Raw genomic sequence first — 13,192 nt, 5'->3', positions numbered from 1 at the left:
GAACTGCGCGACGAGCCACGACGGCGCGGTAGGCGACGGCCTACCGCAAGGGGCAGTGGGGCTAGAGGCCCGCGGCCGTGCGGAGGGCGTCGACGCGGTCGGTGCGCTCCCACGTGAAGTCGGGGACGTCACGGCCGAAGTGACCGTACGCGGCGGTCTGCGCGTAGATCGGGCGGAGCAGGTCGAGGTCGCGGATGATCGCGGCCGGGCGCAGGTCGAAGACCTGCGAGATGGCCTGCTCGATCTTCTCGACATCGACGTTCTCCGTACCGAAGGTCTCCACGAAGAGACCGACCGGCTCGGCCTTGCCGATGGCGTAGGCGACCTGGACCTCGCAGCGCGCGGCGAGACCGGCCGCGACCACGTTCTTGGCGACCCAGCGCATCGCGTAGGCGGCCGAGCGGTCGACCTTGGACGGGTCCTTGCCGGAGAAGGCCCCGCCGCCGTGGCGGGCCATACCGCCGTACGTGTCGATGATGATCTTCCGGCCGGTGAGGCCCGCGTCACCCATCGGGCCGCCGATCTCGAACCGCCCGGTGGGGTTGACCAGCAGCTTGTAGCCCTCGGTGTCGAGCTTGATGCCGTCGTCGAGGAGCGCCTTGAGCTCGACCTCGACGACGAACTCGCGGATGTCGGGGGCGAGCAGCGACTCCAGGTCGATGTCGGAGGCGTGCTGCGAGGACACCACGACGGTGTCGAGGCGTACGGCCTTGTCGCCGTCGTACTCGATGGTGACCTGGGTCTTGCCGTCGGGGCGCAGGTACGGGATGGTCCCGTTCTTGCGGACCTCGGTGAGGCGCTTGGAGAGCCGGTGGGCCAGCGTGATCGGCAGCGGCATCAGCTCGGGCGTCTCGTCGGAGGCGTACCCGAACATCAGGCCCTGGTCGCCGGCGCCCTGCTTGTCCAGGTCGTCGTCGGCGCCCTCGCCCGCGGCACCCTCGACCCGCTTCTCGTAGGCGGTGTCGACGCCCTGCGCGATGTCGGGGGACTGCGCGCCGATGGACACCGAGACACCGCACGAGGCGCCGTCGAAGCCCTTCTTGGACGAGTCGTACCCGATGTCGAGGATCTTGTTGCGCACCAGGGTGGCGATGTCCGCGTAGGCGGTCGTCGTCACCTCGCCCGCGATATGCACCTGGCCGGTCGTGATCATCGTCTCGACGGCCACCCGGGATGCGGGGTCGGCCGTCAGGAGTGCGTCGAGGATCGTGTCGCTGATCTGGTCAGCGATCTTGTCTGGGTGGCCCTCGGTGACGGACTCCGAGGTGAAGAGGCGGCGGGACACATCGCTCCCTGGGGTTGCAGCGGCTGCTGGCTGAATCTTGGCGGAGTGCACAGGGCTGCGCCCGGCACTCCGCGGCCAGTTTATCGGTCGCGCCGCTCGGACGGGCACGGCATCTCGTTCCTTGGATATGCCAACACCGGCTTCCCGGCGTCCTGCGGTACGACGATCAGCCCCGCACCGCCACCATAACGGATGATTTGTCCGTTTCGTTACGGCCGACCGGTGGATTTCCCGGCGGAGGTCCCCGTGGACTCCCCCGAGGGCTCCGCCGCGGCGGCTGCGGGCAGCCGGGCGGCGACCAGGTCCCACACCGTGTCGGCGAGCGCCTCCTTCGGGCCGAACGGCACCGGCGTCTGGCTGCCGTCCGCTCCGAGGACGACCGCCTCGTTGTCCTCCCGGCCGAAAGCCATGTGCTCCCCCACCTCGTTGACCACCAGCAGGTCGCAGCCCTTGCGGGCGAGCTTGGCGCGGCCGTGGGCGAGGACGTCGTCGGTCTCGGCGGCGAAGCCGACGACCAGCTGCCCGCCGCGCGGCCGGTCCGCGGACAGCTCGGCGAGGATGTCGGGGTTGCGGACCAGGGCGAGCGGCGGGGGCTCCTCCCCGTCCTTCTTCTTGATCTTGGCGGCGGCGTAGTCGGCGGGCCGGAAGTCGGCGACGGCGGCGGCCATGACCACGACGTCGGCGTCGCCCGCGGCCTTGAGCACCGCCTCCCGCAGCTGCGCGGCGGTGCCGACCCGGACCACGTCGGCGCCCGCCGGGTCGGCCAGCGCGGTGTTGGCGGCGACCAGGGTCACCCTGGCGCCGCGGGCGACCGCGGTACGGGCCAGCGCGTAGCCCTGCTTGCCCGAGGAGCGGTTGCCGAGGTAGCGGACGGGGTCCAGCGGCTCCCGGGTGCCGCCGGCGCTGACGACGACATGGCGCCCTGCCAGGTCGCGCGCCCCGGGGCCGCGGGCGATCACCCTGCGGCAGACCTCGTAGATCTCGGCGGGGTCGGGCAGCCGGCCCTTGCCGGTGTCGACGCCGGTGAGCCGGCCGACCGCGGGCTCGATGACGACGGCGCCGCGGCGGCGCAGGGTGGCGACGTTCTCCTGGGTGGCGGGGTGCTCCCACATCTCGGTGTGCATGGCGGGCGCGAAGACGACCGGGCAGCGGGCGGTGAGCAGGGTGTTGGTGAGCAGGTCGTCGGCCAGGCCGTGGGCGGCCCTGGCGAGCAGGTCGGCGGTGGCGGGGGCGACGACCACCAGGTCGGCGTGCTGGCCGATCCTGACGTGCGGCACCTCGTGGACGCCGTCCCAGACCCGGGTCGAGACGGGGTTGCCGGACAGCGCGGACCAGGTGGCCTCGCCGACGAAGTGCAGGGCGGAGTCGGTGGGCACGACCGTGACGTCGTGGCCCGACTCGGTGAGCCGGCGCAGCAGCTCGCAGGCCTTGTAGGCGGCGATGCCGCCGCTCACCCCGAGTACGACCCGTGGCCTGCCGCCCGCCGTGTGCCCGCCGTCAGCCTCGCGCGTCATCGTCTCTCCCGCAGGTGTCGAAGGAACCGCTCGTCCCATGACACACCACAGGCCCGGCGGTCGCGCCGCCGGGCCTGTGGTGTGCTGCCGTACGGATGCCGTACGTGCGCGAGCGCGTCAGTGCGCGGGGGCCTCGACGGCCTCCGAGGTCAGCAGACCCGCGTTGATCTCGCGCAGTGCGATCGAGAGCGGCTTCTCGTGGACGTGGGTGTCCACCAGCGGGCCGACGTACTCCAGCAGGCCCTCGCCGAGCTGCGAGTAGTACGCGTTGATCTGGCGCGCGCGCTTGGCCGCGTAGATCACCAGGCTGTACTTGGAGTCGGTGGCCTCGAGCAGCTCGTCGATCGGCGGGTTGATGATGCCCTCGGGCGTGGTGATGGAAGAGGACACGCTCTACCTACCCCTACTGATTGGATGGCGCCGGCCGCGAAAGCGGCAGGCGGGGAAACTCACGGCGTTCAGACAATCTCCATCAAGGCTAGCAGCTCACGCGCTACATCCTCGACGGAGGTGTTGACAAGGGTCTGGTCGAACTCGGACTCGGCGGCCAGTTCGATGCGGGCGGCGGCGAGCCGCCGCTCGATCACCTCGGGCGACTCGGTGCCGCGGCCGGTGAGCCGGCGGACCAGTTCGTCCCAGCTGGGCGGGGCGAGGAAGACCAGGTGGGCGTCCGGCATGGACTCGCGGACGAGCCGGGCGCCCTGGAGGTCGATCTCCAGCAGCACCGGCTCGCCCGCGCTGAGCTTGTCGAGCACCGCACGGCGGGGTGTGCCGTAGCGGTTGCCGGCGAATTCGGCCCATTCCAGCAGTTCGCCGTTCGCGACGAGTTTGTCGAACTCGTCGTCGTCGACGAAGAAGTACTGCACACCGTGCTGTTCGCCGGGGCGCGGCTTGCGGGTCGTGGCCGACACCGAGAGCCAGACCTCGGGATGCACCGTGCGCAGATGTGCGACGACCGTGCTCTTGCCGACCCCCGAGGGGCCGGAGAGCACGGTCAGCCGCGGACGTCTGACCGGGGGGGTCGGTGCGACCCCCTGCGAAGCGAGGGGGCGCGTTGCCCCCCGGGAGACTGCATTGCTCATGGAGCGATTATCCCTGGTTCCCGGAGGTGCCGGGACCTCAGGCGGCGGTACCGCCGAACTCGCGCTCCAGAGACGCGATCTGGTTCGAGCCAAGACCGCGCACTCGGCGGCTCTCGGAGATGCCGAGCCGTTCCATGATCTGCTTGGCGCGCACTTTCCCGACACCGGGGAGGGATTCGAGCAGGGCGGAGACCTTCATCTTGCCGATGACGTCGTTCTCCTGGCCTTGCTTGATGACCTCGTGAAGGGAGGCGCCGGAGTGCTTGAGTCGGTTCTTGACCTCGGCGCGCTCCCGGCGAGCCGCGGCGGCCTTTTCGAGCGCGGCAGCGCGCTGTTCAGGGGTAAGGGGCGGAAGAGCCACGCCTACGTCACCTCGGATGTAGAGCAATCGGATATGGACCGTGTGAAACACACTCGCCCCGCACCTGCGGGACGAAGAGCCGCGCGGGTGAACTGCGCGCTCCTGTCGGAGACTAGCGGTCCGGACGGCTCAAGTCAGCGAGAACCAACGAAAAGTCCTGGTCAGCCTCGATCCGAGGGGATATTTGGGACAAAGCGGAACACCTCGCGGCCCCAATCACGCCGGTGGTTGAAACCGGCCCTTTTTCGGTTCGATATTCGACCGCATTACCGGACGGTATTACCGCACTATTGCCCCGCTCCCAGCGGCCTTCCGTCGAACGGATCAGACCCCTTCGACGGCCTCGCGCACCTCGTCGGTGTAGCGCGCGGCTGCGGCACGCAGCGCGGCCGCGTCCGGGCCGTGCCTGAGCACCCCGCGGCTCACGCTCGGCAGCACATTCCCGAGTGCCGCGCCGAAGACACCCGGGAGGTCCGCGGGCGTCGCGCCCTGCGCGCCGACACCGGGGGCCAGCAGGGGGCCGTTCACCGCCAGGTCCACGCCCGCCTCGCCCAGCGTCGCACCCACCACCGCGCCGACCGAGCCGAGCGGTGCCGCGCCGGCGTTCTCCGCCCGGATGTCGTCCAGCATCAGCTGCGCGACCGACCGGCCGTCGCCCGCCGCGGCCCGCTGCACCTGCGCGCCCTCCGGGTTCGAGGTCAGCGCCAGCACGAAGACGCCGGAGCCGGAGATCCGCGCCGCGTCCAGGGCGGGCCGCAGCGAGCCGAAGCCCAGGTAGGGGCTCACCGTGAGCGCGTCGCTGAACAGCGGCGAGCCCTTGTCCAGATATGTGGCGGCGTACGCGGCCATCGTCGAGCCGATGTCGCCGCGCTTGGCGTCCATCAGCACCAGCGCGCCCGCCTCCCGGGCCTGGGCCACCGCGCGCTCCAGCACCGCGATGCCGCGCGAGCCGAAGCGCTCGAAGAACGCGGACTGCGGCTTGAAGACCGCGACCTGCTCGCCCAGCGCCTCCACCACGGTCATGGTGAAGCGCTCAAGTCCCGCGACACCGTCGTCGAGGCCCCAGTCGGCCAGCAGCGACGCGTGCGGGTCGATGCCCACGCACAGCTGCCCGCGGGTGTCCATGGCGCGGCGCAGCCGCGCGCCGAAGGCTTCCTGCCGCTCGGTCGTCATGAGGTGACCTTCCTGGTGTCGGCGCCGACCGCGTCGGCGAGGGTGGCGTACGGGCTCGCGGCAAGCCTGGCGGCCAGCCCCTTGTGGACCGCGCGCATCCAGAACGGCCCCTGGTAGACGAAGGCGCTGTACCCCTGTACGAGGGTGGCACCGGCGAGGATGCGCCGCCAGGCGTCCTCCGCGGTCTCGACACCGCCGACGCCGACCAGGGTGATCCGGTCGCCCACCCTCGCGTACAGCCGCCGCAGCACCTCCAGCGAGCGGTCGGCGAGCGGGGCGCCGGACAGCCCGCCGGTCTGCGCGACCACCGCGGGGTCCGAGGTCAGGCCGAGCCCCTCGCGGGCGATCGTGGTGTTCGTCGCGATGATGCCGTCGAGCCCCAGCTCCACCGCCAGGTCCGCGACCGCGTCCACGTCGGCGTCCGCCAGATCCGGCGCGATCTTCACCAGCAGCGGCACCCGCCGCCCGGTGACCGCACGGTCCGCGGCCTCCCGTACGCCCGCGAGCAGCGGCCGCAGCGCCTCGGTCGCCTGCAGGTTCCGCAGCCCAGGGGTGTTCGGCGAGGACACGTTGACGACCAGGTAGTCGGCGTACCGCGCCAGCCGCTCGGCCGAGGTGACGTAATCCTGTACGGCCTCACCCTCGGGGACGACCTTCGTCTTGCCGATGTTGACGCCGACGGTCGTCGGGAAGACCGTGCGCCGCCGGGCCAGCCGGGCGGCGACGGCGGCGGAGCCGTCGTTGTTGAAGCCCATCCGGTTGATCAGCGCCCGGTCCCCCACCAGCCGGAAGAGCCGCGGCGCCGGGTTGCCCGACTGCTGCTGCGCGGTGACCGTGCCGATCTCGACGTGGTCGAACCCCAGCATCGACATGCCGTCGATCGCGACGGCGTTCTTGTCGAACCCGGCCGCCAGGCCGAACGGCCCCCGCATCCGCTGCCCCAGCGCGGTCGTCGCCAGGCTCGCGTGCGACGGCGCCAGCACGGCGGCGATCGCCGCCCGCAGACCGGGGACGCGGGCGGCGGCCCTGATCCACCTGAACGCCAGGTGGTGCGCCTTCTCGGCGTCCATCCTGCGGAAGACCAGCCGAAAGAACAGGTGGTACATGGCCTCGCCTTGTCTCGTACGCTGCGCCCGTCCGGGCCTGGTTCTGTCCCCCGTGGGCGCGCACCCTTGCGCAGGACGGCGCCTGACAGGGGCGCGGGGAACTGCGCGCTCAGCCCTCCCCCAGGGCTTTGCCTGGGGGTGCCCCCATCTCGCTTCGCTCGCGGCCGGTGGTCCGGCACAGACCGAACAGCCCCTTCGGGCCGGTGACGACCCGCGCGTGGGTGGGAGCTGAGCGCGCAGTTCCCCGCGCCCCTGGGGGGCACCGCCGACCGCAGCGGCACCCCCCAGCCACCGCGGTCGGCGGGGGGCGTTATTCGCCCCGGCTCGCGGTGAGCCGAGCCGCATGCTCCTGCAAGGAGCACACCCCGATCCCACCGGAGGTCAGCGCATCGATGCCCTGGACCGCGGCGGCGAGTGCTTGGACGGTGGTCAGGCAGGGGATGCCGCGGGCGACGGCGGCGGTGCGGATGTCGTAGCCGTCCAGGCGGCCCCCGGTGCCGAAGGGGGTGTTGACGATGAGGTCGATCTCGCCTTCGTGGATCAGTGTCACCACGGTGGGCTCCCCGCCGGGCCCTGTGCCTTCGGACTGCTTGCGGACCACCCGCGCCGGGATCCCGTTGCGCCGAAGGACCTCCGCCGTCCCGGACGTGGCCAGCAGCTCGAAGCCGTGCTCGATCAGCGCCCGGGCCGGGAAGATCAACGCCCGCTTGTCCCGGTTGGCGACCGAGATGAAGGCCCGGCCCTTGGTCGGCAGCGCACCGTACGCACCGGCCTGCGACTTCGCATATGCCGTCCCGAAGACCGCGTCGATGCCCATGACCTCACCGGTCGAGCGCATCTCCGGACCGAGGATCGTATCGACCCCCCGCCCCTGCGGATCCCGGAAACGGGACCAGGGCAGCACCGCTTCCTTGACCGAGATCGGCGCGTCCAGCGGCAGCGTCCCCCCGTCCCCGCTCGCGGGCAGCATCCCCTCGGCCCGCAGCTGTTCGATGGTGGCGCCCAGGGAGATCCGGGCGGCGGCCTTCGCCAGCGGCACCGCGGTCGCCTTGGAGGTGAACGGCACGGTCCGCGACGCACGCGGGTTGGCTTCCAGGACGTAGAGGATGTCCCCGGCCAGCGCGAACTGGATGTTGATCAGCCCCCGCACCCCGACACCGGCCGCGATGGCCTCGGTCGACGCGCGCAGCCGTTTGATGTCGTGCCCGCCCAGCGTGATGGGGGGCAGGGCGCACGCGGAGTCGCCGGAGTGGATACCGGCTTCCTCGATGTGCTCCATCACCCCGCCCAGGTACAGCTCGTGGCCGTCGTAGAGGGCGTCGACGTCGATCTCGATCGCGTCGTCGAGGAACCGGTCGACCAGCACGGGCCGGTCCGCACCGATCTCGGTGGACTCCGCGATATACGAGGCCAGGCGGGCCTCGTCGTAGACGATCTCCATGCCCCGCCCGCCCAGCACGTAGGAGGGCCGGACCAGGACGGGGTAGCCGATCTCGTCCGCGATGGCCTTCGCCCCGGGGAACGAGGTGGCGGTGCCGTGCTTCGGCGCGGGCAGTCCGGCCTCGGCCAGCACCCGTCCGAACGCCCCCCGGTCCTCGGCCAGATGGATCGCCTCAGGAGACGTACCCACGACGGGCACCCCGTTGTCCTTGAGCGCCTGGGCCAGGCCCAGGGGTGTCTGGCCGCCGAGCTGGACGACCACACCCGCCACCGGCCCCGCGACGGTCTCGGCGTGGACGATCTCCAGGACGTCTTCCAGGGTCAGGGGTTCGAAGTAGAGGCGGTCGGAGGTGTCGTAGTCCGTGGAGACGGTCTCGGGGTTGCAGTTGACCATCACCGTCTCGAACCCCGCGTCGTGCAGCGCGAACGAGGCGTGGACGCAGGAGTAGTCGAACTCGATGCCCTGCCCGATCCGGTTCGGCCCCGACCCCAGGATGATCACCGCGGGTTTCGCCCGTGGCGCGACCTCGGTCTCCTGGTCGTAGGAGGAGTAGAAGTACGGGGTCGCAGCCGCGAACTCCGCCGCGCACGTGTCGACGGTCTTGTAGACCGGGCGGATGCCGAGCGCGTGCCGGACCTCGCGGACGACGTCCTCGCCCAGCGAGCGGATGCCGGCGATCTGGGCGTCGGAGAACCCGTGCCGCTTGGCCTCGGCCAAAAGCTCCGGATCCAACCGGTCGGCTGCGGCCAGCTCCACCGCGTACTCGTGGATCAGGAAGAGCTGGTCGACGAACCAGGGGTCGATCTTGGTGGCCGCGAAGACCTCCTCGGGGGTGGCGCCGGCGCGGATCGCGTCCATGACGGTGTTGATCCGCCCGTCGGTCGGCACCCCCGCCGACGCCAGCAGCTCCGCCTTGTCCCCCACGGGGGAGACGAAGTCGAACTGCGAGCCCTTCTTCTCCAGCGACCGCAGCGCCTTGTTCAGCGCCTCGGTGAAGTTCCGGCCGATCGCCATCGCCTCACCCACCGACTTCATCGTCGTGGTCAGCGTCGCATCGGCCGCGGGGAACTTCTCGAAGGCGAACCGCGGCACCTTGACGACGACGTAGTCCAGCGTCGGCTCGAACGACGCCGGCGTCTTCAACGTGATGTCGTTGGGGATCTCGTCCAGCGTGTAGCCCACCGCGAGCCGCGCGGCGATCTTCGCGATCGGGAAACCCGTCGCCTTCGACGCCAGCGCCGAGGAGCGCGACACCCGCGGGTTCATCTCGATCACGATGACCCGGCCGTCCTCGGGGTTCACCGCGAACTGGATGTTGCACCCGCCGGTGTCGACACCGACCTCACGGATCACCGCGATGCCGATGTCGCGCAGCACCTGGTACTCCCGGTCGGTCAGCGTCATCGCCGGCGCCACCGTGATCGAGTCGCCGGTGTGCACGCCCATCGGGTCGAAGTTCTCGATCGAGCACACCACCACCACGTTGTCATGCCGGTCCCGCATCAACTCCAGCTCGTACTCCTTCCACCCCAGGATGGACTCCTCAAGGAGCACCTCCGTGGTCGGAGACAGCGTCAGGCCCTGCCCGGCGATCCGCCGCAGCTCGTCCTCGTCGTGCGCGAAACCGGAACCGGCGCCGCCCATCGTGAACGACGGGCGCACCACCACCGGGTAACCGCCCAGGGTCTCCACCCCGGCCAGGACGTCGTCCATGGAGTGGCAGATCACCGAACGCGCCGACTCGCCGTGCCCGATCTTCGCGTTCACCGCCTCCACGACGCCCTTGAACAGCTCCCGGTCCTCGCCCTTGTTGATCGCCTCGACGTTCGCGCCGATCAACTCCACCCCGTACTCCGCCAGCGTCCCGTCCTCGTGCAACGAGATCGCCGTGTTCAACGCCGTCTGACCACCCAGCGTCGGCAGCAGCGCGTCCGGCCGCTCCTTCGCGATGATCTTCGCCACGTACTCCGGAGTGATCGGCTCGACATACGTCGCATCCGCGATCTCCGGATCCGTCATGATCGTCGCCGGGTTCGAATTGACCAGCACCACCCGCAGACCCTCGGACTTGAGCACCCGGCACGCCTGCGTACCCGAGTAGTCGAACTCCGCCGCCTGACCGATGACGATCGGACCCGAACCGATGACCAGAACGGACTGGATGTCGGTGCGCTTAGGCACGCTGGGCCTCCATGAGCTGAGTGAAGCGGTCGAACAGGTACGCGGCGTCGTGCGGGCCCGCGGCGGCCTCGGGGTGGTACTGCACGCTGAATGCCGGGCGGTCGAGCAGCCGGAGCCCCTCGACCACCTGGTCGTTGAGGCAGACGTGGCTGACCTCGGCGCGGCCGTAGGGGGTGTCGCTGACCTCGTCGAGCGGGGCGTCCACGGCGAAGCCGTGGTTGTGCGCGGTGACCTCGACCTTGCCGGTGGCGCGGTCCTGGACGGGCTGGTTGATGCCGCGGTGGCCGTACTTGAGCTTGTACGTGCCGAAGCCGAGCGCCCGGCCGAGGAGTTGGTTGCCGAAGCAGATGCCGAACAGCGGGGTCCCGCGTTCCAGGACCGCCTGGATGACGGTGAGGTCGGCGGTGGCGGGGTCGCCGGGGCCGTTGGACAGGAAGACGCCGTCGGGGGCGACGGCGTAGACGTCCTCGACGCTCGCGGTGGCGGGCAGCACGTGGACCTCGATGCCGCGCTCGGCCATCCGGTGCGGGGTCATGCCCTTGATGCCGAGGTCGAGTGCGGCGACGGTGAAGCGCCGTTCGCCGACGGCGGGGACGACGTACGGCTCGTCGGTGGCGACCTCGGCGGACAGGTCGGCGCCGGTCATCTCGGGGGCCTGCCGGACCCGGGCGAGCAGGGTGCCCTCGTCGGCGAGCGCGTTGCCGGAGAAGATGCCGACCCGCATAGCGCCGCGCTCGCGCAGGTGCCGGGTCAGGGCGCGGGTGTCGATGCCGCTGATGCCGACGACGCCCTGTGCGGCGAGTTCGTCGTCCAGGGAGCGGCGGGAGCGCCAGTTGGACGGGACGCGCGCGGGGTCGCGGACGACGTAGCCCGCCACCCAGATGCGCGACGACTCGGGGTCCTCGTCGTTGACGCCGGTGTTGCCGACGTGCGGGGCGGTCATGACGACCACCTGGCGATGGTAGGAGGGGTCGGTCAGGGTCTCCTGGTAGCCGGTCATGCCGGTGGAGAAGACCGCCTCGCCGAAGGTCTCGCCCACCGCCCCGTAGGCGCGGCCGCTGAAGGTGCGGCCGTCCTCCAGGACGAGTACGGCGGGCGTCGTGGCCGCCCGGGCGGAGGTCGTCATTGTGCGCCTTCCTTCTCGTGGTGCCTGGTGCCCGGCTTGGTGTCGGTGAAGACGACGACGCTGTCGCCACTGAGCCGGGTGATGTGCTCGACCCAGGCCGGGTGGTCCGCGGCCCGGTCGGAGCGGAAGCCGGAGTCGATGAGGGTGCCGCCGTGCTCCCAGGTGACGACCAGCAGGCCGCCCTCGGTGAGCACCTTGCCCGCGATGCCCTTGTCGAGCCGGGCGCCGCGCAGGGCGGCGGCGGGCACGAAGAAGCCGGGGGCGCCGGTGCGGTCCACGTCCAGGCCCTGTTCGGTGAGGGTGAGCGCGGCCCGGCTGCGGACGCCGAGGCCGTGGGCGACGATCCGGTCGAGCCACTGACCTGCGGTGGTGCTGCCGTGGTAGCGGCCCCCCATGGTCAGCAGGGGCTGCCCGGTCCGTGCCGCCTCGGGGGCCTGCGGCAGTGCGGGCAGGCCGCCCTGCAGGGTGCGGCGCCACTGCCAGCCCTGGCGCATCAGCCAGTAGACGAGGCCGACGAACAGGAGCAGGCCGACGATCCAGCCGATCCGGTCGGTCCAGTCGGTGACCTTCGCCGAGTGCTTCTCCTCGCCCTGTGCGGTGGCCAGTGCGATGGCGAGCTGTGTGGCAGGTGTCATGTGAGCTTCCCGTCCATGACCGTGGCGCGGCCCCGCAGGAAGGTGGCGACGACGCGGCCCGGCAGCTCGCGGCCCTCGTAGGGGGTGTTGCGGCTGCGGGAGGCGAAGCCCGCGGGATTGACCACACCACGGTATGCGGGATCGAGCAGCACCAGGTTCGCGGGCTCGCCGGTGGCGACCGGGCGGCCGTGCCCGGCGAGCCTGCCGACGGCGGCGGGGCGGGCGGACATGCGGTCGGCGACGCCGGCCCAGTCCAGCAGGCCGGTGTCGACCATGGTGTGCTGGACCACGGACAGCGCGGTCTCCAGGCCGACCATGCCCATGGCGGCGGCGGCCCACTCGCAGTCCTTGTCCTCGTGCGGGTGCGGGGCGTGGTCGGTGGCGACGCAGTCGATGGTGCCGTCGGCGAGGGCCTTGCGCAGCGCCATGACGTCGGCCTCGGTGCGCAGCGGCGGGTTGACCTTGTAGACCGGGTTGTAGGAGCGGACCAGTTCGTCGGTCAGCAGCAGGTGGTGCGGGGTGACCTCGGCGGTGACGTCCCAGCCCTTGGACTTGGCCCAGCGGACGATCTCGACGGAGCCCGCGGTCGACAGGTGGCAGATGTGCACCCGGGAGCCGACGTGGGCGGCCAGCAGGACGTCGCGGGCGATGACCGACTCCTCGGCGACCGCGGGCCAGCCGGTCAGGCCCAGCTCGCCGGAGACGGTGCCCTCGTTCATCTGGGCGCCCTCGGTCAGCCGCGGCTCCTGGGCGTGCTGGGCGACGACGCCGTCGAAGGCCTTCACGTACTCCAGCGCCCTGCGCATGATGACGGCGTCGTCCACGCACTTGCCGTCGTCGGAGAAGACCCGCACCTGGGCGGCGGAGTCGGCCATGGCGCCCAGTTCGGCGAGCTGCTTGCCCTCCAGGCCCACGGTGACGGCGCCGACCGGCTGGACGTCGCAGTAGCCGGACTCCTTGCCGAGCCGCCAGACCTGCTCGACGACGCCTGCGGTGTCGGCGACCGGGAAGGTGTTGGCCATGGCGTGGACCGCGGTGTAGCCGCCGGCCGCGGCGGCGCGGGTGCCGGTCAGCACGGTCTCGGAGTCCTCGCGGCCCGGTTCGCGCAAATGGGTGTGCAGGTCGACCAGGCCGGGCAGCAGGATGTGGCCCGCGGCCTCGACCACGGTGGCGCCGGGCGCTTCGAGGCCGGTGCCGATCTCGGTGACGGTGCCGCCGCTGATCAGGACGTCCTGGGCCGCGCCGCCGAGGATCCGCGCCCCGCGGATCAGGATGGTCTCGCTCATGG

The 13,192-nt window shown here is 71.3% G+C and carries 11 protein-coding genes; all 11 read right to left on the bottom strand.

Features of this window, described 5'->3' with window-relative positions:
- Nucleotides 1-61 precede the first annotated feature (61 nt).
- Nucleotides 62-1,285 (bottom strand): methionine adenosyltransferase, encoded by a 1,224-nt coding sequence (gene metK, locus JT723_RS27315; RefSeq protein ID WP_205047468.1) that lies wholly within the window; start codon nucleotides 1,283-1,285, stop codon nucleotides 62-64.
- A gap of 209 nt (nucleotides 1,286-1,494) precedes the next feature.
- A complete protein-coding gene (gene coaBC / locus JT723_RS27310) occupies nucleotides 1,495-2,799 on the bottom strand; it encodes a bifunctional phosphopantothenoylcysteine decarboxylase/phosphopantothenate--cysteine ligase CoaBC (RefSeq protein ID WP_205047467.1) in 1,305 nt (434 codons plus the stop codon).
- Nucleotides 2,800-2,916: 117 nt separating this feature from the next.
- The gene (rpoZ, locus tag JT723_RS27305; protein WP_033174507.1) at nucleotides 2,917-3,189 is read right to left on the bottom strand and encodes a DNA-directed RNA polymerase subunit omega; all 273 of its coding nucleotides are present in this window, start codon (nucleotides 3,187-3,189) and stop codon (nucleotides 2,917-2,919) included.
- Between the two features lie 68 nt (nucleotides 3,190-3,257).
- Nucleotides 3,258-3,881, bottom strand: coding sequence for a guanylate kinase (gene gmk / locus JT723_RS27300; protein WP_205047466.1), 624 nt, complete (start codon nucleotides 3,879-3,881; stop codon nucleotides 3,258-3,260).
- Nucleotides 3,882-3,918: 37 nt separating this feature from the next.
- Complete coding sequence (locus JT723_RS27295; protein ID WP_031515413.1) at nucleotides 3,919-4,242, bottom strand: integration host factor; 324 nt, start codon at nucleotides 4,240-4,242, stop codon at nucleotides 3,919-3,921.
- A 324-nt stretch (nucleotides 4,243-4,566) separates the two neighbouring features.
- On the bottom strand, nucleotides 4,567-5,415 hold the full coding sequence (gene pyrF / locus JT723_RS27290) for an orotidine-5'-phosphate decarboxylase (RefSeq protein WP_205047465.1): 849 nt from the start codon (nucleotides 5,413-5,415) through the stop codon (nucleotides 4,567-4,569).
- Nucleotides 5,412-6,521, bottom strand: coding sequence for a quinone-dependent dihydroorotate dehydrogenase (locus tag JT723_RS27285; protein WP_205047464.1), 1,110 nt, complete (start codon nucleotides 6,519-6,521; stop codon nucleotides 5,412-5,414). Before JT723_RS27285 ends, pyrF begins: the two co-directional genes overlap by 4 nt.
- A 310-nt stretch (nucleotides 6,522-6,831) precedes the next feature.
- Nucleotides 6,832-10,143: a carbamoyl-phosphate synthase large subunit gene (gene carB / locus JT723_RS27280; RefSeq protein ID WP_205047463.1), complete on the bottom strand. Its 3,312-nt coding sequence runs from the start codon at nucleotides 10,141-10,143 to the stop codon at nucleotides 6,832-6,834.
- Complete coding sequence (locus JT723_RS27275; RefSeq protein WP_205047462.1) at nucleotides 10,136-11,269, bottom strand: carbamoyl phosphate synthase small subunit; 1,134 nt, start codon at nucleotides 11,267-11,269, stop codon at nucleotides 10,136-10,138. Before JT723_RS27275 ends, carB begins: the two co-directional genes overlap by 8 nt.
- Nucleotides 11,266-11,904, bottom strand: a complete 639-nt coding sequence (locus tag JT723_RS27270; RefSeq protein WP_205047461.1) for a PH-like domain-containing protein — start codon at nucleotides 11,902-11,904, stop codon at nucleotides 11,266-11,268. Before JT723_RS27270 ends, JT723_RS27275 begins: the two co-directional genes overlap by 4 nt.
- The gene (locus tag JT723_RS27265; RefSeq protein ID WP_205047460.1) at nucleotides 11,901-13,190 is read right to left on the bottom strand and encodes a dihydroorotase; all 1,290 of its coding nucleotides are present in this window, start codon (nucleotides 13,188-13,190) and stop codon (nucleotides 11,901-11,903) included. Before JT723_RS27265 ends, JT723_RS27270 begins: the two co-directional genes overlap by 4 nt.
- Between the last annotated feature and the right edge of the window lie 2 nt (nucleotides 13,191-13,192).

The organism is Actinacidiphila bryophytorum, assembly GCF_016916835.1.
Taxonomy (GTDB): domain Bacteria; phylum Actinomycetota; class Actinomycetes; order Streptomycetales; family Streptomycetaceae; genus Actinacidiphila; species Actinacidiphila bryophytorum.
Note: the sequence above shows the minus strand (reverse complement) of the source record. Positions and strands in the feature narration are given on the sequence as shown.

What these genes read in the sequence shown, in the direction of transcription:
- coaBC (WP_205047467.1), bottom strand. Translation starts at nt 2,799, where the DNA reads ATGACGCGCGAGGCTGACGGCGGGCACACGGCGGGCGGCAGGCCACGG.
- gmk (WP_205047466.1), bottom strand. Translation starts at nt 3,881, where the DNA reads ATGAGCAATGCAGTCTCCCGGGGGGCAACGCGCCCCCTCGCTTCGCAG.
- pyrF (WP_205047465.1), bottom strand. Translation starts at nt 5,415, where the DNA reads ATGACGACCGAGCGGCAGGAAGCCTTCGGCGCGCGGCTGCGCCGCGCC.
- JT723_RS27285 (WP_205047464.1), bottom strand. Translation starts at nt 6,521, where the DNA reads ATGTACCACCTGTTCTTTCGGCTGGTCTTCCGCAGGATGGACGCCGAG.
- JT723_RS27275 (WP_205047462.1), bottom strand. Translation starts at nt 11,269, where the DNA reads ATGACGACCTCCGCCCGGGCGGCCACGACGCCCGCCGTACTCGTCCTG.
- JT723_RS27270 (WP_205047461.1), bottom strand. Translation starts at nt 11,904, where the DNA reads ATGACACCTGCCACACAGCTCGCCATCGCACTGGCCACCGCACAGGGC.
- JT723_RS27265 (WP_205047460.1), bottom strand. Translation starts at nt 13,190, where the DNA reads ATGAGCGAGACCATCCTGATCCGCGGGGCGCGGATCCTCGGCGGCGCG.